General features: G+C 63.1%; 19 protein-coding genes and 1 tRNA gene. 10 read left to right on the top strand and 10 right to left on the bottom strand.

Features of this window, described 5'->3' with window-relative positions; genetic code table 11:
* Positions 1–2 precede the first annotated feature (2 nt).
* The 6 genes from gspH to gpmA form a co-directional block, all read right to left on the bottom strand.
* Positions 3–470, bottom strand: a complete 468-nt coding sequence (gene gspH, locus IFU00_18280) for a type II secretion system minor pseudopilin GspH (GenBank protein ID MBD8544229.1) — start codon at positions 468–470, stop codon at positions 3–5.
* A gap of 18 nt (positions 471–488) precedes the next feature.
* Positions 489–944, bottom strand: coding sequence for a type II secretion system major pseudopilin GspG (gene gspG, locus IFU00_18285; protein ID MBD8544230.1), 456 nt, complete (start codon positions 942–944; stop codon positions 489–491).
* 140 nt (positions 945–1,084) lie between these two features.
* The gene (moeB, locus tag IFU00_18290; protein ID MBD8544231.1) at positions 1,085–1,861 is read right to left on the bottom strand and encodes a molybdopterin-synthase adenylyltransferase MoeB; all 777 of its coding nucleotides are present in this window, start codon (positions 1,859–1,861) and stop codon (positions 1,085–1,087) included.
* A gap of 39 nt (positions 1,862–1,900) precedes the next feature.
* Positions 1,901–3,379: a S41 family peptidase gene (locus IFU00_18295; protein MBD8544232.1), complete on the bottom strand. Its 1,479-nt coding sequence runs from the start codon at positions 3,377–3,379 to the stop codon at positions 1,901–1,903.
* 17 nt (positions 3,380–3,396) lie between these two features.
* The gene (locus IFU00_18300) at positions 3,397–4,881 is read right to left on the bottom strand and encodes a peptidoglycan DD-metalloendopeptidase family protein (GenBank protein MBD8544233.1); all 1,485 of its coding nucleotides are present in this window, start codon (positions 4,879–4,881) and stop codon (positions 3,397–3,399) included.
* A gap of 19 nt (positions 4,882–4,900) precedes the next feature.
* Positions 4,901–5,647, bottom strand: coding sequence for a 2,3-diphosphoglycerate-dependent phosphoglycerate mutase (gene gpmA / locus IFU00_18305; protein ID MBD8544234.1), 747 nt, complete (start codon positions 5,645–5,647; stop codon positions 4,901–4,903).
* A gap of 89 nt (positions 5,648–5,736) precedes the next feature.
* Between gpmA and IFU00_18310 the strand changes: the two genes are divergently transcribed.
* From IFU00_18310 to IFU00_18325, 4 genes are all read left to right on the top strand, one after another.
* On the top strand, positions 5,737–6,138 hold the full coding sequence (locus IFU00_18310; protein ID MBD8544235.1) for a rhodanese-like domain-containing protein: 402 nt from the start codon (positions 5,737–5,739) through the stop codon (positions 6,136–6,138).
* Positions 6,139–6,179: 41 nt separating this feature from the next.
* The gene (gene grxC / locus IFU00_18315; GenBank protein ID MBD8544236.1) at positions 6,180–6,443 is read left to right on the top strand and encodes a glutaredoxin 3; all 264 of its coding nucleotides are present in this window, start codon (positions 6,180–6,182) and stop codon (positions 6,441–6,443) included.
* Between the two features lie 170 nt (positions 6,444–6,613).
* The gene (gene secB, locus IFU00_18320; protein MBD8544237.1) at positions 6,614–7,072 is read left to right on the top strand and encodes a protein-export chaperone SecB; all 459 of its coding nucleotides are present in this window, start codon (positions 6,614–6,616) and stop codon (positions 7,070–7,072) included.
* Positions 7,073–7,297: 225 nt separating this feature from the next.
* Complete coding sequence (locus IFU00_18325; protein ID MBD8544238.1) at positions 7,298–8,326, top strand: NAD(P)-dependent glycerol-3-phosphate dehydrogenase; 1,029 nt, start codon at positions 7,298–7,300, stop codon at positions 8,324–8,326.
* A gap of 100 nt (positions 8,327–8,426) precedes the next feature.
* On the opposite strand, the gene IFU00_18330 is transcribed toward IFU00_18325, so the two are convergent.
* From IFU00_18330 to mscL, 4 genes are all read right to left on the bottom strand, one after another.
* The gene (locus IFU00_18330; GenBank protein MBD8544239.1) at positions 8,427–8,768 is read right to left on the bottom strand and encodes a hypothetical protein; all 342 of its coding nucleotides are present in this window, start codon (positions 8,766–8,768) and stop codon (positions 8,427–8,429) included.
* 11 nt (positions 8,769–8,779) lie between these two features.
* Positions 8,780–9,466, bottom strand: a complete 687-nt coding sequence (locus IFU00_18335; protein MBD8544240.1) for a DUF2461 domain-containing protein — start codon at positions 9,464–9,466, stop codon at positions 8,780–8,782.
* Positions 9,467–9,494: 28 nt separating this feature from the next.
* Positions 9,495–10,634 carry a trypsin-like peptidase domain-containing protein gene (locus tag IFU00_18340; GenBank protein ID MBD8544241.1) on the bottom strand — a complete coding sequence of 380 codons (1,140 nt, stop codon included), beginning with the start codon at positions 10,632–10,634 and terminating at the stop codon, positions 9,495–9,497.
* A 68-nt stretch (positions 10,635–10,702) separates the two neighbouring features.
* On the bottom strand, positions 10,703–11,116 hold the full coding sequence (gene mscL / locus IFU00_18345) for a large conductance mechanosensitive channel protein MscL (GenBank protein MBD8544242.1): 414 nt from the start codon (positions 11,114–11,116) through the stop codon (positions 10,703–10,705).
* A gap of 224 nt (positions 11,117–11,340) precedes the next feature.
* On the opposite strand from mscL, the gene petA reads away from it, so the two are divergent.
* The 6 genes from petA to IFU00_18375 all read left to right on the top strand — a co-directional run bounded on the left by petA (position 11,341) and on the right by IFU00_18375 (position 15,616).
* Positions 11,341–11,955, top strand: a complete 615-nt coding sequence (petA, locus tag IFU00_18350) for a ubiquinol-cytochrome c reductase iron-sulfur subunit (protein MBD8544243.1) — start codon at positions 11,341–11,343, stop codon at positions 11,953–11,955.
* 2 nt (positions 11,956–11,957) lie between these two features.
* Entirely contained in the window at positions 11,958–13,370 is a 1,413-nt protein-coding gene (locus tag IFU00_18355; GenBank protein MBD8544244.1) for a cytochrome bc complex cytochrome b subunit, read from the top strand.
* Positions 13,371–13,400: 30 nt separating this feature from the next.
* Positions 13,401–14,165: a cytochrome c1 gene (locus tag IFU00_18360; GenBank protein MBD8544245.1), complete on the top strand. Its 765-nt coding sequence runs from the start codon at positions 13,401–13,403 to the stop codon at positions 14,163–14,165.
* A gap of 98 nt (positions 14,166–14,263) precedes the next feature.
* Positions 14,264–14,875: a glutathione S-transferase N-terminal domain-containing protein gene (locus tag IFU00_18365; GenBank protein MBD8544246.1), complete on the top strand. Its 612-nt coding sequence runs from the start codon at positions 14,264–14,266 to the stop codon at positions 14,873–14,875.
* A gap of 132 nt (positions 14,876–15,007) precedes the next feature.
* Positions 15,008–15,514, top strand: coding sequence for a ClpXP protease specificity-enhancing factor (locus tag IFU00_18370; protein MBD8544247.1), 507 nt, complete (start codon positions 15,008–15,010; stop codon positions 15,512–15,514).
* 26 nt (positions 15,515–15,540) lie between these two features.
* Positions 15,541–15,616: transfer RNA gene (locus IFU00_18375), tRNA-Thr, on the top strand.
* Positions 15,617–15,627 lie beyond the last annotated feature (11 nt).

Here is a 15,627-nt window from a genome sequence, read left to right on the forward strand (position 1 = left end):
TGTCATTCGACAGTGAAGTGGCCGACGCCGTCGGCGCGGATGGCGACCGTGTTGCCGCCCTTGGCCATCGTCAGCACGAATGGCCGGTCGACCGGCTCGCGCCCGAACGTGATGCGCAGCATGTCGGGGTTGCCGGTACCAGATGGTTCCAGAATCAACTGCAGGGGTGAATTCTTGAACTCACGCTCGCGCAGCAGGTCGTCGCGCGTGACCGGCTCCCAGCCGGCGTCGCCGCGCACCATGAAGCGGTAGCGGTCGCCATTGGCCTCGAACGCGACCAGGCGGTTGCGCACGATCGCTTCGTCGCGCGCCAGTTGCAGCAGCAGCGCCAGGCGCTGCGCTTCTTTATCGAGATCCTGGCGCGGACTCGGGATGGCGTTGAGCGTGGCCATGCCCAGCGTGAGGCCGATGATGACCATCACGACCAGCAGCTCCACCAGGGTGAAGCCGCGTGTGCGCGCTGTGCGCATGGCCGGCATGGAAATAACTTAGTCCCAGGAACCGACGTCGGTGTCTTCGCCAGTACCGCCCGGCTGCCCGTCGGCGCCGTACGAGAACACGTCGACTTCGCCCTTGACGCCCGGCGACAGGTATTGGTAAGCGTTACCCCATGGGTCTTTCGGCAGTTTCTCGATGTAACCGCCCTCTTTCCAGCCATTGGCCGACGGACCCGAGGTCGGCTTGGTAGTCAGTGCGACCAGGCCCTGCTCGGTGGTTGGGTAGCGCTGGTTGTCGAGCTTGTAGAGCTTGAGCGCCTGCATCATCGTGGCGATGTCGACCTTGGCAGCCGTGACGCGCGATTCACCCGTGCGGCCCAGCAATTTGGGCACGACCAGCGCGCCAAGGATGCCGATGATGACCACGACAACCATGATCTCGACCAGGGTAAAACCGCGTGCACGACCTGTGCTGCGCGTGTTGCGCTGAGTACGTTGAAAATTCATAAGCTCTGTGTGATGACAAGGGAATCGATGGAACCGGCACAGTATAAGCCCGAAATATGACAAGCGTACCTGCGAAAAGTACGCAATTGTATGTCACGTTCACCTGCACACCACGTTTCGCCATGCCCGTTAAGACACCACTAATCAACAGTGTTGCCGCTCTCACCATGGCGCGCCGCACACACGGGACACGCCGGGTTGCGCGCCACACCGATCGCGGTCCATTCCATGTACTTGCCGTCGAGCATCAAGAGGCGGCCGACCAGCGGTTCGCCGATAGCCATGATGAGTTTCATCGCCTCGGCAGCCTGGACCGCGCCGACGACGCCGACCAGCGGCGCGAACACGCCCATCGTGCTGCACGCCACATCCTCGAAGCCAGTGTCTTCGGGGAACAAGCAGGCGTAGCACGGCGCCGCGGGGCGACGCGCGTCGAACACGGCCAGCTGGCCGTCGAAGCGGATCACGGCGCCCGACACGAGCGGCGTGCCGGCCGCCACGCAGGCCCGGTTGACGGCGTGGCGGGTGGCGAAGTTGTCGCTGCAATCGAGTACGACCGTGGCAGCGCCCGCGAGTTCCAGCAGCCGCTCGGGACCGGCGCGTTCGCGCAGGGCGGTGACTTCGATGTCGGGATTGATCGCCAGCAGCGCAGCGCGGCCGGACTCGACTTTCGGCTCACCGATGCGCCCGGTCGTGTGCATGACCTGGCGCTGCAGATTGGTCAGGTCGACGGTGTCGTCATCGACCAGCGTGATGTGGCCGATGCCGCCGGAGGCCAGGTACAGCGCCGCAGGCGAACCCAGGCCGCCGGCGCCGATGATGACGACGTGGGCGTCCAGCAGGCGTTGCTGGCCTTCGATGCCGATGTCGTCGAGCAGGATGTGGCGCGAGTAGCGCAGGAGTTGGTTGTCGTTCATGGGGAAAGCGCGGTGGAGGACGCGCTCCTCCACCAGACGTTACTTTTTGGCTGGCGCATGCAGCTCGGGCGGTTTGTTTTCCGCACCCGGCAATGGCGCCGGCGCCGGTTTTTCTTCGACCGGCTCGCCTTTTGCCAGCACCACCTTCAGGCCCTTGAAGTGATTGATGGCCTGGGCCAGCTGGAAATCGTCCTTGCTGCCGAACTCGAGCGGCTTGCGGTCTTTCATCAGTGCCAGGGCGCGTTGTTGCTGGGCCAGGCTTGCCGACTGGTCCTTGCCAGCAGTTGCAGGCTGCTCGCCTTCGGCCACCAGATGCCGCTGGAGATCCGATTCGCGCACGCGCAGCGCATTGAGCAGGTCGCCGTCCGCCGTTTCGTCCACCCGCAGATCGGGCTGCACGCCCGTCGCCTGGATCGGCCGCCCTTTCGGCGTGTAATAGCGCGCCGTGGTCAGCTTGATCGCGGTGTCGGGCGACAACTGGCGCAGCGTCTGCACCGAGCCCTTGCCGAACGTGCGGCTGCCCATCACGATCGCACGCTGGTAATCCTGCAGCGCACCGGCAACGATTTCCGAGGCCGATGCCGAGCCGCCATTGACCAGCACCACCATCGGCACGGTCTTGAGCCCTGCCGGCAACCCGGCCAGCGGGTCGCCGCGCTGGGCATAGAATTCGCGCCGGCCGTAGAACGACTGGTTCGAATCAGGCAATTGGCCTTTGGTACTGACGATGATCTGATTGGCCTTGGGCAAAAATGCCGCCGTCACGCCGATGGCGCCCGGCAGCAGGCCGCCCGGGTCGTTGCGCAGGTCGAGCACCAGGCCCTTGATGTCCGGTTGTTCGGCGTACAGTTCTTTGGTCTTTTTGGCCAGCTCGTCGAGGGTGTTTTCCTGGAACTGGCTGATGCGCAGCCACGCGTAGCCGGGTTCGACCACTTTCGCCTTGACGCTGACGACCTTGATTTCGCGGCGGTCCAGCGGCACGACCCACGGCTTGTCGTCGCCGGGCCGGGCAATAGTCAGCGTGACCTTGCTGCCGACCTTGCCGCGCATGCGCTTGATGGCGTCGTCGGACGACATATTGCGCACCGGGACATTGTCGATCCGGGTGATCAGGTCGCCCGACTTGATGCCGGCCCTGAACGCGGGCGTGTCCTCGATCGGCGAGACGACCTTGATATACCCGTCTTCATTCGAGATTTCAACGCCCACGCCGACGAACTTGCCCTGCACCGCTTCGCGCATGTCGCGAAACGCTTTCTGGTCGAGGTACACGGAGTGCGGGTCGAGCGACGCCACCATGCCGCCGATGGCTTCGGTGAGCAATTTCTTGTCTTCGACCGGCTCGACGTAGTCGGTCTTGATCAGGCCATACACATCGGCCAACTGGCGCAGCTCGTCCAGTGGCAGTGACGTGGCCGTGCCGGTTTTTTGTGCATAAGCAGACAACTGGAACGACGCCGCCACACCCAACACCATCCCCACGCCAACCAGCCCGAACCCCTTTGCTTTCATGCCCATGTGTACCCTGTGGTGACCTAGAACCGGACCCAGCCTGCCGGGTCGAACGCCTTGCCGTTACGCCTGAGCTCAAAGTATAGCCCCGATTCTTCGTTGCCACCGGTGTTGCCCGCGCTGGCCACCGCCTCGCCCGCGCGCACGCTGTCCCCGGGGCGTTTGAGCAGCGCCTGGTTGTAGCCATAGATCGACAGGTACTCGCCGCCATGGTCGATGATGATCAGGTTGCCGAAGCCGCGCATCCAGTCGGCGTGCACGACGCGGCCCGGGGCCACGGCGCGCACTTCCGTGCCTTCGGGCGCCTTGAAGAAGGTGCCTTTCCAGTTTGGACCATCGCCGCGGCGGGTGCCGAAACGTGCCACGACACTGCCATTGATCGGGCTGCTCATGCGGCCCTTGAGCGAGGCAAACGAGCCGGACGGCGCTGCCGGACCCAGCGCAACCTCGGGCGCCGGTTCGGGCCGGGTTGGCGCTGGCCGCGGCTGTTCAGCCACGACCGGCGCTTCCTTGACCGGTGCGGGGAGCGGCGCCGGCAGCGGCTCGGGCTTGACGCCCGGCTTGGCGTTGGCGTTCTGGCGCGCGATGCGTTCACGCTCACGTTCGCGCTCGGCGCGCCGGTCGGCCGCCGCCTTGGCGCGCGCCTGCGCCAGCAGGCGGGCTTTTTCATCGGCCTCGGCCTTGGCTTTGGCCTTCGCAGCGGCCGCAGCTGCAGCCGCCACCTGGCGCTTGCGCTCGGCTTCGGCCTGTTCGCGGATCAGGCGCGCCAGCCGGTCGACGAGGCCGGACATGCGCTCTTCGTCGCCCTTCAGGCGGTCGGCCTGCTTGCGCTGGTCGGCCAGCTTGCTCGACAGCGTGCCCAGCAGCGCCGCGCGGCGTGCCTTTTCCTTCTCGAGCATGGCTTTCTGATCGAGTTGTTCCTGGGCGATTTCTTCCAGCTCTTGCTGGGCGTTTTCAACCTTGTCGCGGTTGACTTCGACCTGCGCCAGGTTGCTGCGCACCGAGTCCAGCAGGCGCGCCTGGGCCTGCGACACGTAGGCCATCAGTTGCAGGTCGCGGCTGATGCGGTTCGGGTTATCCCCCGAGAGCAGCAGCTTGATGCGGTCTTCGTTGCCAGCCACATAGTGCTCGCGCAGCAGCTTGGCCAGCTGCTGTTGCTGGGCGCCGATAGTCTGCGCCAGCTGGGCTTGCTGATTCGCCAGCGCTTGCAGGCGAGTTGCCGTCGTATCCTGTTCCTCGGCCAGATCGCGCAGCGCGCGGTTGGCGTCGGAAATGGCGGCCTCGGACTCGGCCAGCGTGTCGGCCGCGTCTTCCTTGGCGTTTTCGGTCTGGTTGATGTCGCGCTTGATGGCCGCCAGCTGTTGCTGGATGCCGGCGCGCTGCTTCTCGGCCGCCGCTTTCTGGCGGCTGCGCTCGGTCTGGCGCTGCGCCCACGCGTCCGACGCGAACGCGCCGGACACCGCGACCGCCAGCAGTGTGCACAACAGCTTGCTGCCGGCGTCCTTCATGGTTGGCAAACGCAAAAGATTACTTCGCCTTCCCTTGGTTTGCGACCGCGGCCATGGCAGCGGCAATCGCCGCCTGGTCGCCCAGGTAGTAGTGCTTGATCGGCTTGAGGTCGGCGTCGAGTTCGTACACGAGCGGCTGGCCGTTCGGGATGTTCAGGCCCACAATGTCGGCATCGCTGATGTTGTCGAGCATCTTGATGATGGCGCGCAGGCTGTTGCCGTGGGCCGAAATCAGGATGTTCTTGCCGGCGCGGATCGCCGGGGCGATCTCGTCGTTCCAGGCTGGCATCACGCGCGCCACGGTGTCTTTCAGGCATTCGGTCAGCGGAATCTGGCTCTCGTCCAGGCTGGCATAGCGCGGGTCATTGAACGACGTGCGCGAATCGTCCTTCTCGAGCGCCGGCGGCGGCGTGTCGTAGCTGCGGCGCCAGACCAGCACCTGCTCGTCGCCGAATTTGGCGGCGGTCTCGCCCTTGTCGAGGCCCTGCAGCGCGCCGTAGTGACGCTCGTTCAGGCGCCAGTCGTTCTTGACCGGCAGATACATCGCATCCATCTCGTCCAGCGCCAGCCACAGCGTGCGGATCGCGCGCTTGAGCACCGAGGTATACGTGAGGTCGAACGTGAAACCGGCCTCCTTGAGCGCGCGGCCAGCGGCCTTTGCTTCAGCCACACCCTTGGCGGTCAGGTCGACGTCGACCCAGCCGGTGAAGCGGTTTTCCAGGTTCCAGGTGGATTCGCCATGGCGCATGAATACGATTTTGTACATGAAAGCTCTTTTCGCAAAATTTCTGGTTGATGTCCGGTCCAGCATCTATTTTATAATGCCCCGATTCAGTTCAACCAATCGGAACCCTTGTGAAATTCATTATCGATAACATTTTCCTCGTAGCGATCGCCGTTCTCGCTGGCGGCGCGCTGTTGTGGCCAGCCCTGGCGCCGCGCGGAAAACGCGCATCGCCGCTGCAGCTGACGCAGATGATCAACCGCGGCAAGACCACGATCGTCGACGTGCGCAGCAGCGAAGAATTCGCCGCCGGTCACCTGCGCGACGCGAAACACATCCCGCTGGCAGACTTGGGTGCTCGCGTTGGCGAACTGGACAAGTCGAAAACCCGGACCGTCGTCATGGTCTGCCAGACCGGCGCACGCAGCGACAAGGCAGCGCGCCAGTTGCAGGCGGCCGGTTTCGAGGACGTCCACAGCCTGGAAGGCGGCCTGGCGGCCTGGAAGGCTGCAGGCTTGCCGCTCACCAAATAAACCGCCCCATCGAGTCGATCGGGCACACGAAAGGATTCATCATGGCAGCTCACGTCGTTTTGTACCACACCGCATCTTGCCCTTACTGCGTCCGCGCCGAGCGCCTGCTCGAAGCCAAGGGTGTCACCGAGATCGAAGGCATCCGTGTCGACCTGGATCCCGAGCAGCGCCAGGTCATGATGCAGCGCACCGGTCGCCGCACGGTCCCACAGATTTATATTGGCGATACGCACGTCGGCGGCTTTGACGAACTGTATGCGCTGGACCAGGCAGGCCGCCTGGACCCGCTGCTCAAGGGCGAGTAAGCTGCATGCGCGCTGCGTAGCGCGGCCGTCGGCGGCAAGACTGCTATTGCAAGCAAGTTGATTTTGCTACAATTGCCGTCGTGTTCGATCCGACGGCCCGTTCACGACGTCGCGCTCGACCAGGCAACCGGAGTGGCCCGCCACTTCCCACTATTATTAGAAAGCGTTCCATGTCCGACGAAACTCTGCAACCAGTATTCCAAATCCAACGCGTCTACCTGAAAGACATGTCGCTGGAGCAACCGAACTCGCCATCGATCTTCCTGGAGCAAGAAGCGCCAGCGATCGAAGTGTCGCTCGACGTGGGTGCTGAAAGCATCGCCGAAGGCATCTACGAGTCGACCGTGACGATCACCGTCACCGCCAAGGTCAAGGACAAGGTTGCGTTCCTGGTCGAAGGCAAGCAGGCAGGCATCTTCGAAGCCCGTAACATCCCGGCTGACCAGATGGATCCACTGCTGGGCATCGGCTGCCCGAACATCATCTATCCATACCTGCGCGCGAACATCGCTGACGTGATCAGCCGTGCCGGCTTCCCGCCAGTGCACCTGGCCGAGATCAACTTCGAAGCCTTCTACCAGCAGCGCGCCCAGGCCATGGCCGAAGCCGCAGCAGCGCCGTCGAACTAAGCAGCAGTCGTACCCGACGAACGCGGCGCCACGCCGCGTTCGTGCCAGATGTCCGGTGTCCCGGTTTCAACCACCATCCAGGCCCGCCATGTTCTCCGCCCGCCGTCTTGCCCGCTCCCCATTGATTGCCTCATGCGCCGCATTGCCGGTCGCCCCGCGCGCATTCGCCTTTGATCACATCAAGGTCTCGGATGTCTGGGGCCTGTAATCCTCTGCAGGAGTTCCATGCAACAGAATAAGCTCACCAAAATCACTGTCCTGGGCGCCGGCGCCTGGGGCACCGCCGTGGCCATCGCCCTGGCGGCGCGCCACGACGTGCTGCTGTGGGGCCGCAATCCCCAGCAGATGCAGGACATCGACGCCGCGCGCGACAACCGCGCCTACCTGCCAGGCCATCCGCTGCCGGCATCCCTGCGCGTGAGCGCCGACTTCGACGCGGCGCTGGCCCATGTCGCCACGAGCGCGCCGGACGAGACGCCGCTCCTGATCCTGGCCTGCCCGGTGGCCGGCCTGCGCCCCCTGCTCGAACAATTGCGCGGTCGCTCGATTCCCAACGTCGTCTGGCTGTGCAAGGGCTTCGAGGCCGGCACCGCCCTGCTGCCGCACCAGGTGGTCGCGCAAGTCCTGGGCGACGCCGTGCCGGGCGCAGCGCTGTCCGGCCCGTCGTTCGCCCAGGAAGTGGCGCGCGGCCTGCCGTGCGCGCTGACCGTCGCATCGAGCTCGCGCGCTTTACGTGAACGCGTCGTCGCGCTGGCGCACGGCGACAACCTGCGCGTGTATTCGTGCGACGACCTGGTCGGCGTGGAAGTCGGCGGCGCCGTCAAGAACGTGATGGCCATTGCCACTGGCACATCGGACGGCCTGGGCCTGGGCCTGAATGCCCGCGCCGCCCTGATCACGCGCGGACTGGCCGAGATCACGCGCCTGGGACTGGCGCTGGGCGCGCAGCCGGGCACGTTCATGGGCCTCAGTGGCATGGGCGACCTGATCCTGACGTGTACGGGCGATCTGTCGCGTAACCGGCGCGTGGGCCTGGCGCTGGCAGAAGGCAAGGCGCTGGCGACCATCGTGGCCGAGCTGGGCCATGTGGCCGAAGGCGTGCCATGTGCAAAAGCCGTGCGCGAACTGGCGCACAAGCTGGGTGTAGATATGCCGATCACCGAGGCGGTGGCTGGCGTGCTGTTTGATGGGGTGGATGCAGCGCGAACGGCGGCGGGTTTGCTGGCAAGGGATCCGCGGATCGAAGTCGCGTAAAGCGTGGCGTGGCGTGCCGGATGATCTCGCCGCCAACCATCACCGCGTGGACGGCATAGCCGTCCACCCTACGTATCAAGCAATTTGTCGGAGCCGCGTATCAGGCAGCTTGCTGCGGCCCGATCAGAATGGTCATGAGCGCCACTGCGTCCTTCACGGCGCGGACCGTGTGCGGCACACCACCGCTCAGATACACCATTTCGTTGGGCAGCAGCGACGTCGTTGCTCCATGCGCATCGACGGCGATTTCGCCTTCCAGGCACAGTACCGTCACTTCGCCATCGACCCGGTGCTCGGGAATGGGGCGTTCCACCGGCAGTACCAGCCGGATCAGTTCCATATGCTCGGTCTTGACCAGGGCCACCGAGGTGAAATGGGCGATATCGTTATCGCCGCGTTGCAATGCGATTTTCTCGCCGGATGTAGCGTGATGCAAGGCCATGTCGCCCTCCTCTATTCGTCGTGTTGTTCTGGAACGCTGCGCAGCCAGGTGACCAGCGCAAACGCGTCCTTGAATCCCTGCGCCAGTTGCGGCACCAGTTTTTCCGGCGCATTGAGCGCCAGATCGACTTCGGTCCACACGAAAAAGCTTTTCAGCTTCAGGTACTCGACATGCGGATGATCCGCATCGAAACCCTTTGGTGGACGCTGCAACTTGTCCTCGTCCAGGAGGTCACCATAGGTGGCGCGGAGATGCTTATTCTTCAACATTTTGCCAAAACCCGTCGCATCGTTGACCACGTGCTCACGAATGGCCTTCAGGCGCGGGGGTGGCGGCAGGTATTCGCCGACGCCAAAACCGAGCTTGCCGCTGGCATCGATCTGGAAATAATAGGTCGAGCCACCGCCTGCACTGGGCCGGCGCTTGTCGTTCGGCGTGATACCGGCCGAGAAGCGCGTCTTGTACGGCGTTTTGTTCTTTGAAAAGCGAATGTCGCGGTTGATGCGGAACATCGCCTTCTTCGGGTTGCAGGCCGCGACCTGCTTGTCGAAGGCCGTGATGGCCCGGATCAGTTCAGTGACAACCTCCTGGAATTCTTCGCGCAGGATATCGTAGCGCGGCTTGTTCATGATGAACCAGGGGCGGTTATTGCTCTCGGTCAGTTCGTTCAAGTATTGCGTCAGGTCGCGCAGGTGCATGTGGGTCCGAAAATAAAATTCAAGAAGTTCAGGGCGTCTGGCGTGGACGGCGGCCGACCTTGACGGCGATCGCTGTTTCACGCCCCTGGCGCACAATCGTCATTGGTACGGACGCGCCCGGCTCGAGCTGGGCCACCAGCTTGAGCATCTCGCTCGTGTCAGCCACTTTTTTACCAGCAACTGCCACCAGGATGTCGCCCGGCTGAATCCCGGCGCGCTCGGCCGGCCCGCCGCGCACCACGCCGGCAATCATGGCGCCGCTGCGTTTGGACAAGCCAAAGCTCTCGACCATTTCGGGCGTGATGTCCTGTGACTCGATGCCGATCCAGCCGCGCACTACCTCACCGTTCTTGACGATGGCGTCCAGCACGCTCTTGGCGGTGGACACGGGAATGGCAAACCCGATGCCCACCGAGCCGCCGCTCTGCGAATAAATCGCCGAGTTGATGCCAAGCAGGTGGCCATTGGTATCGACCAGCGCCCCGCCCGAGTTGCCGAAGTTGATCGCGGCATCGGTCTGGATGAAATTCTCGACGTGGTTGATGTGCAGGTTGTTACGCCCCAGCGCCGAGATGATCCCCATCGTGACCGTCTGGCCGACACCGAATGGGTTGCCGATGGCCAGTACCACGTCGCCCACGCGCGCCAGTTCCGGGTCGCCCAGCACCATCACCGGCAAGTTGCGCTCCTTGATGCGGATCACGGCCAGGTCGGTTTCCGGATCGGTGCCGACCAGCGTTGCCGCTGCCTTGCGGCCATCGGCCAGGCCCACCTCGATCGCATCGGCGCCATCGATCACATGGAAATTGGTGACGATGTACCCGTCGCTGCTGACGATGACGCCCGAGCCGAGGCTGGCCAGCTGCTCGGCCTGCGGCGCGCGGTCGCCGCCGAAGAACCGGCGAAACAGCGGGTCTTTCAGCAGCGGATGCGCCTCGCGCGACGCCTTGCTCGTGTAGATATTGACTACCGACGACATCGCCTTGGCGGCAGCGTCGCGGTAGCTGCCGGTGGCGGGCCGGGGTGGCGCCTGCAGCATGGGCACCGGTTTGCCCGGGGTACCCACCTGCACTTGCTTCGGTGCCGGCGTCGATTCGAGCCAGCCCGGCCGCAACGCGGCCACGACAAACCAGATGGCCAGCGCTACCGTAACCGTTTGCGCAAACAGCAGCCAGGAACGGACCCAGAAACGCCGCAACGGATGCGGGGGCCTTATGTCGCGGACGATGTCATCTTTCACTTTTTGAGGGCGTCCCGGATCTCGCGCAGCAGCAGTACGTCTTCAGGCGTGGCGGCCGGTGTCGGTGCTTCGACGGGGCCACGCAGGCGGTTCATCAGGCGCACCATCTGGAAGATGACAAATGCAAGAAGGATAAAGTTCAGCATGATCGTCAAGAAATTACCGTACGCCAGCACGGCCCCTGCCTTTTGCGCCTCGGCAAGTGGTAGGTTATAGCCCTGGCCATTGAGGGGGATGTAATAATTGGCGAAATCAAGACCACCGAACATCGCGCCGATCGGCGGCATGATGACGTCCTTGACCAGCGAATCGACGATACGGCCGAAGGCCCCACCGATGATCACGCCGACGGCCAGGTCCATCACATTGCCGCGCATCGCAAACTTCTTGAATTCGTCCATCATTGCCATGACTAACCCCTCTCATTGTTGTTGAAATAAGTCGTTGCATGATAACCGATGCCTTTCGGTGGCGGCGTCAACCGAGGCACAAGTGTGGTGCAAAAGACCATTTTTGCAAGGCGTGTAGGCAAGACAATATTTTTTCTATAGGTGTTGCCGTTCACATATAATTTTGCAAGCTGGAAGCTCGGACTTAATTCTTATAATTCGTATATTCACGGAGTGGGGTTGGTATGAGTACTCAAAAGCAGGTCGATCCTGGTCGACGGGGCTTGCTGGTCGCGACATGCGCCGCAGGCGGCGTCGTCGGCGTGGCCACGGCGGGAGCCCTGGTCAGCACCTTCCAGCCATCCGAGCGCGCCAAGGCCGCAGGCGCACCGGTTGAAGTCGATATCGGCGACGTCGCCCCCGGCGAAATGAAAGTCGTCGAATGGCGCGGCAAGCCGGTCTGGATTCTGCGCCGTACCCCGGCCATGATGGCCACGCTCGACAAAGACCAGGACGAACTGGCCGACCCCGCCTCCGAAAAGATATTCCAGCTCGAGATGCCGGAATACTGCAAGAACCCCCACCGCTCGCGCGTCGAACACAAGGAAGTGCTGGTCACCGTGGGCATCTGCTCGCACCTGGGCTGTTCGCCCTCGTCGCGCCTGGCCGCCGGCCCGCAGCCGAACCTGCCCAACGACTGGCCGGGCGGCTTCCTGTGCCCGTGCCATGGCTCGACCTTCGATCTGTCCGCACGCGTCTTCAAGAACAAGCCGGCGCCGACGAATATGGACGTTCCCCCGTACATGTATCTCTCCGATAGCAGGATCGTGATCGGCAAAGACGAGAAAGGCGAGGCATAACCATGGGCGCGTTCAAGGAGACAAAGCTGCCCGCCGATGCACCGGCGGCCCGGAAGGCACTGGCCTGGGTCGACGACCGCTTTCCGGCCACCAAGCTGTGGAACGATCAGTGGGGCAAGTACCACGCGCCCAAGAATTTCAACGTCTGGTATCTGTTCGGTTCGCTCTCGGCCTTGGTCCTGGTGCTGCAGATCGTCACCGGCATTTTCCTGACGATGCACTACAAGCCCGACGCGACGCTGGCCTTCGGCTCGGTCGAGTACATCATGCGCGAAGTGCCGTGGGGCTGGCTGGTGCGCTACATGCACTCGACCGGCGCGTCGGCCTTCTTCATCGTCGTCTACCTGCACATGGCGCGCGGCCTCATGTACGGCTCGTACCGCAAACCGCGCGAGCTGGTCTGGCTGTTCGGCTTCGGCATCTTTTTATGCCTGATGGCCGAGGCGTTCTTCGGCTACCTGCTGCCGTGGGGCCAGATGTCGTACTGGGGCGCGCAGGTGATCGTCAACCTGTTCGGCGCGATTCCCGTCATCGGCAGCGATTTGTCGCTGTGGATCCGCGGCGATTACGTGGTGTCGGACGCCACGCTGAACCGCTTCTTCGCCTTCCACGTGATCGCCCTGCCCCTGGTCATCATCGGCCTGGTCGTGGCCCACCTGACGGCGCTGCACGAGGTGGGTTCGAACAATCCGGACGGCATCGAAGTCAAGGACCACATCGGCCCGGACGGCTACCCGCTCGACACGATCCCGTCGCACCCGTACTACACCACCAAGGATCTGTTCGGCGTCAGCGTGTTCCTGCTGCTGTTCTCGGCGGTCGTGTTCTTCGCCCCAGAGATGGGCGGCTACTTCCTCGAGTACAACAACTTCCTGCCGGCCGACTCGATGAAAACCCCGTCGCACATCGCGCCGACCTGGTACTTCACGCCGTTCTACTCGGTGCTGCGCGCCACGACGGCCGACTTCATGTACGTGCTGATGGCAGCGGTCGCGGCCTACGTCGTCTTCATCTGGTTCAAGTCGCGCCTGGCCTTCACGACCAAGGCAATCATCGCCGTGGTCGGCCTGCTGCTGGTCATCGGCATGCTGCCGCAAGTGCTCGACGCCAAGTTCTGGGGCGTGGTGCTGTTCGGCTCGTCGGTGATGATCATTGCCGGCATGCCATGGCTGGATCACTCGCCGGCCCGCTCGCTGCGCTACCGTCCCGACTGGCACAAGTGGGTGTATGCGGTGTTTGCCGTGGTGTTCGTGACGCTGGGCTACCTGGGCACGCAATTGCCGACGGCCGCGTTCACGCTGATCTCGCAAGTGTGCACGCTGGCGTACTTCGGGTTCTTCCTCCTGATGCCGTGGTGGAGCACGATGGGCACCTTCAAGCCGGTGCCGACCCGTGTCACCTTCACCCCGCACTGACGCCTTCGGACCCGCGCACAAGGACATCCCATGACATTGCTTGTGAAAAAACTGCTCGCCATCCTGGCCCTGGCGCCCGGCCTGGCATTCGCCGCCGAAGGCAGCTTCCCGCTCGACCGCGCCCCGGACCGCGCCGACCTGGCATCGCTGCAAAACGGCGCCAAGCTGTTCGTCAACCACTGCCTGAATTGCCACTCGGCTGCGTCGATGCGCTACAACCGCCTGCGCGACCTGGGCCTGACAGACGACCAGATCCGGCAAAATTTGTTGTTTTCTGCCGACAAGGTCGGCGACATGATGACCACGGCCATGCGCCCGAACGATGCCAAGGCCTGGTTCGGCGCGGTGCCACCGGATTTGTCGGTCATTGCGCGGGCCAAGGCGTCGCCGGGCGGCTCGGGCGCCGACTACCTGTACACCTATCTGCGCACGTTCTACCAGGACGAGACGCGCCCGACCGGCTGGAACAATATGGTGGTGCCGAATGTCGCGATGCCGCACGCGATGTGGCTGCAGCAGGGGATCCGCACGGCAAAGTTCACGAACCAGCCCGATCCGCATGAGCCCGGCAAGATGGTCCACACCTTCGCCGGCTTCGAGCAAGTGAACCCCGGCACCATGACCCAGCAGGAGTTCAACACCGCCACCGCCGACCTGGTTGCCTACATGGTCTGGATGGCCGAGCCGGCGCAGGCAACACGCAAGCGATTGGGGGCATTCGTGCTCCTGTTCCTGACGATTTTCGCCTTTTTGGCCTGGCGATTGAATGAATCGTACTGGAAAGAAGTGAAGTAATTCGCTTTCGTTGTCCGGTTGGCTATAATACGGGCAATCATTTCTCTGGGGTGAGTGCTCGGCGCTGCACCCCTTTGTTTCTTAAGGAACTATAAACCATGATGGTTCTCTACTCCGGCACCACGTGCCCGTTCTCCCAACGCTGCCGCCTCGTCCTGTTCGAAAAGGGCATGGACTTCGAAGTGCGCGACGTCGACCTGTTCAACAAGCCGGAAGATATTTCGACGATGAACCCGTACGGCCAGGTCCCAATCCTGGTCGAGCGCGAACTGATCCTGTACGAATCGAACATCATCAACGAGTACATCGACGAGCGCTTCCCGCATCCGCAACTGATGCCGGCCGACCCGCTGATGCGCGCCCGTGCCCGCCTGATGCTGTTCAACTTTGAAAAAGAGCTGTTCGTCCACGTGCACACGCTGGAAAGCGAGCGCAACAAGTCGAACGACAAGATCCACGACAAGGCCCGCACCGAAATCCGCGACCGCCTGACCACGCTGGCACCGCTGTTCCTGAAGAACAAGTACATGCTGGGTGACGAGTTCTCGATGCTCGACGTGGCCATCGCACCGCTGCTCTGGCGCCTGGACCACTACGGCATCGAACTGTCGAAGACGGCTGCACCGCTGATGAAGTACGCCGAGCGCATCTTCTCGCGCCCTGCCTACATCGAGGCGCTGACCCCGTCCGAGAAAGTGATGCGTCGTTGATGGACCTGGGGCGGACTTGTTGCCGCCCCTGTCCTCAGCCGCACCGTACGCGCCGGAATCGGACGTTCTTCGGGCGAATCCGATAGACTGGCGCGAACGCCCGTTTTGCCTGTATTGCTAGCCCATACCACCATGTCAGAGATCTCCACCAAACCCTACCTGCTGCGCGCCATCTACGAATGGTGCACCGACAGTGGCTTTACGCCTTACCTCGCAGTCAAGGTCGATGGATCGACGACGGTGCCGATGGAATACGTCCGCAAGGGCGAGATCATCCTGAACATCAGCTTCGGCGCCACCTCGGCACTGAAGATGGATAACGACGCTGTTCACTTCCGTGCACGCTTCAACGGCGTGTCGCGCGAGATCTATATCCCTGTGCACAATGTGCTGGCGATTTATGCCAACGAGAATGGCCAGGGGATGGCGTTTGAAGTGGGTGCATTGCCTGCTGCGTCGTCGGATGGGTCGTCGCCTGAAGTGGGTACGGCGCCTGCGGGGCCATCGCTGTCGGCGGTGCCATCAAAGGGCGTGGATTCGCCGGTGGTGCCGGATACGGAAGTGTCTGCCCCGCCATCGGGTGGCGATGACGAGCCACCGAAGAAGGGTGGACGACCGACCCTCACGCGGATCAAATAGCGTATAATTCTTGCTCTAAAGATCACGCCGGCTTAGCTCATTTGGTAGAGCAGTTGATTTGTAATCATCAGGTGGCCAGTTCGAAACCGGCAGCCGGCACCAAAATTTAGCTT

The organism is Oxalobacteraceae sp. CFBP 8761 (assembly GCA_014841595.1).
Taxonomy (GTDB): Bacteria; Pseudomonadota; Gammaproteobacteria; order Burkholderiales; family Burkholderiaceae_D; genus Telluria.

Bases quoted from the DNA above. Each gene is read 5' to 3' on its own strand.
- IFU00_18335 (MBD8544240.1), bottom strand. From the start codon at position 9,466: ATGCACCTGCGCGACCTGACGCAATACTTGAACGAACTGACCGAGAGC.
- IFU00_18370 (MBD8544247.1), top strand. From the start codon at position 15,008: ATGTCAGAGATCTCCACCAAACCCTACCTGCTGCGCGCCATCTACGAA.
- secB (MBD8544237.1), top strand. From the start codon at position 6,614: ATGTCCGACGAAACTCTGCAACCAGTATTCCAAATCCAACGCGTCTAC.
- IFU00_18295 (MBD8544232.1), bottom strand. From the start codon at position 3,379: ATGGGCATGAAAGCAAAGGGGTTCGGGCTGGTTGGCGTGGGGATGGTG.
- IFU00_18365 (MBD8544246.1), top strand. From the start codon at position 14,264: ATGATGGTTCTCTACTCCGGCACCACGTGCCCGTTCTCCCAACGCTGC.
- IFU00_18355 (MBD8544244.1), top strand. From the start codon at position 11,958: ATGGGCGCGTTCAAGGAGACAAAGCTGCCCGCCGATGCACCGGCGGCC.
- grxC (MBD8544236.1), top strand. From the start codon at position 6,180: ATGGCAGCTCACGTCGTTTTGTACCACACCGCATCTTGCCCTTACTGC.
- IFU00_18325 (MBD8544238.1), top strand. From the start codon at position 7,298: ATGCAACAGAATAAGCTCACCAAAATCACTGTCCTGGGCGCCGGCGCC.
- moeB (MBD8544231.1), bottom strand. From the start codon at position 1,861: ATGAACGACAACCAACTCCTGCGCTACTCGCGCCACATCCTGCTCGAC.
- IFU00_18360 (MBD8544245.1), top strand. From the start codon at position 13,401: ATGACATTGCTTGTGAAAAAACTGCTCGCCATCCTGGCCCTGGCGCCC.
- petA (MBD8544243.1), top strand. From the start codon at position 11,341: ATGAGTACTCAAAAGCAGGTCGATCCTGGTCGACGGGGCTTGCTGGTC.
- IFU00_18330 (MBD8544239.1), bottom strand. From the start codon at position 8,768: ATGGCCTTGCATCACGCTACATCCGGCGAGAAAATCGCATTGCAACGC.
- IFU00_18300 (MBD8544233.1), bottom strand. From the start codon at position 4,881: ATGAAGGACGCCGGCAGCAAGCTGTTGTGCACACTGCTGGCGGTCGCG.
- gspG (MBD8544230.1), bottom strand. From the start codon at position 944: ATGAATTTTCAACGTACTCAGCGCAACACGCGCAGCACAGGTCGTGCA.
- mscL (MBD8544242.1), bottom strand. From the start codon at position 11,116: ATGGCAATGATGGACGAATTCAAGAAGTTTGCGATGCGCGGCAATGTG.
- gpmA (MBD8544234.1), bottom strand. From the start codon at position 5,647: ATGTACAAAATCGTATTCATGCGCCATGGCGAATCCACCTGGAACCTG.
- gspH (MBD8544229.1), bottom strand. From the start codon at position 470: ATGCGCACAGCGCGCACACGCGGCTTCACCCTGGTGGAGCTGCTGGTC.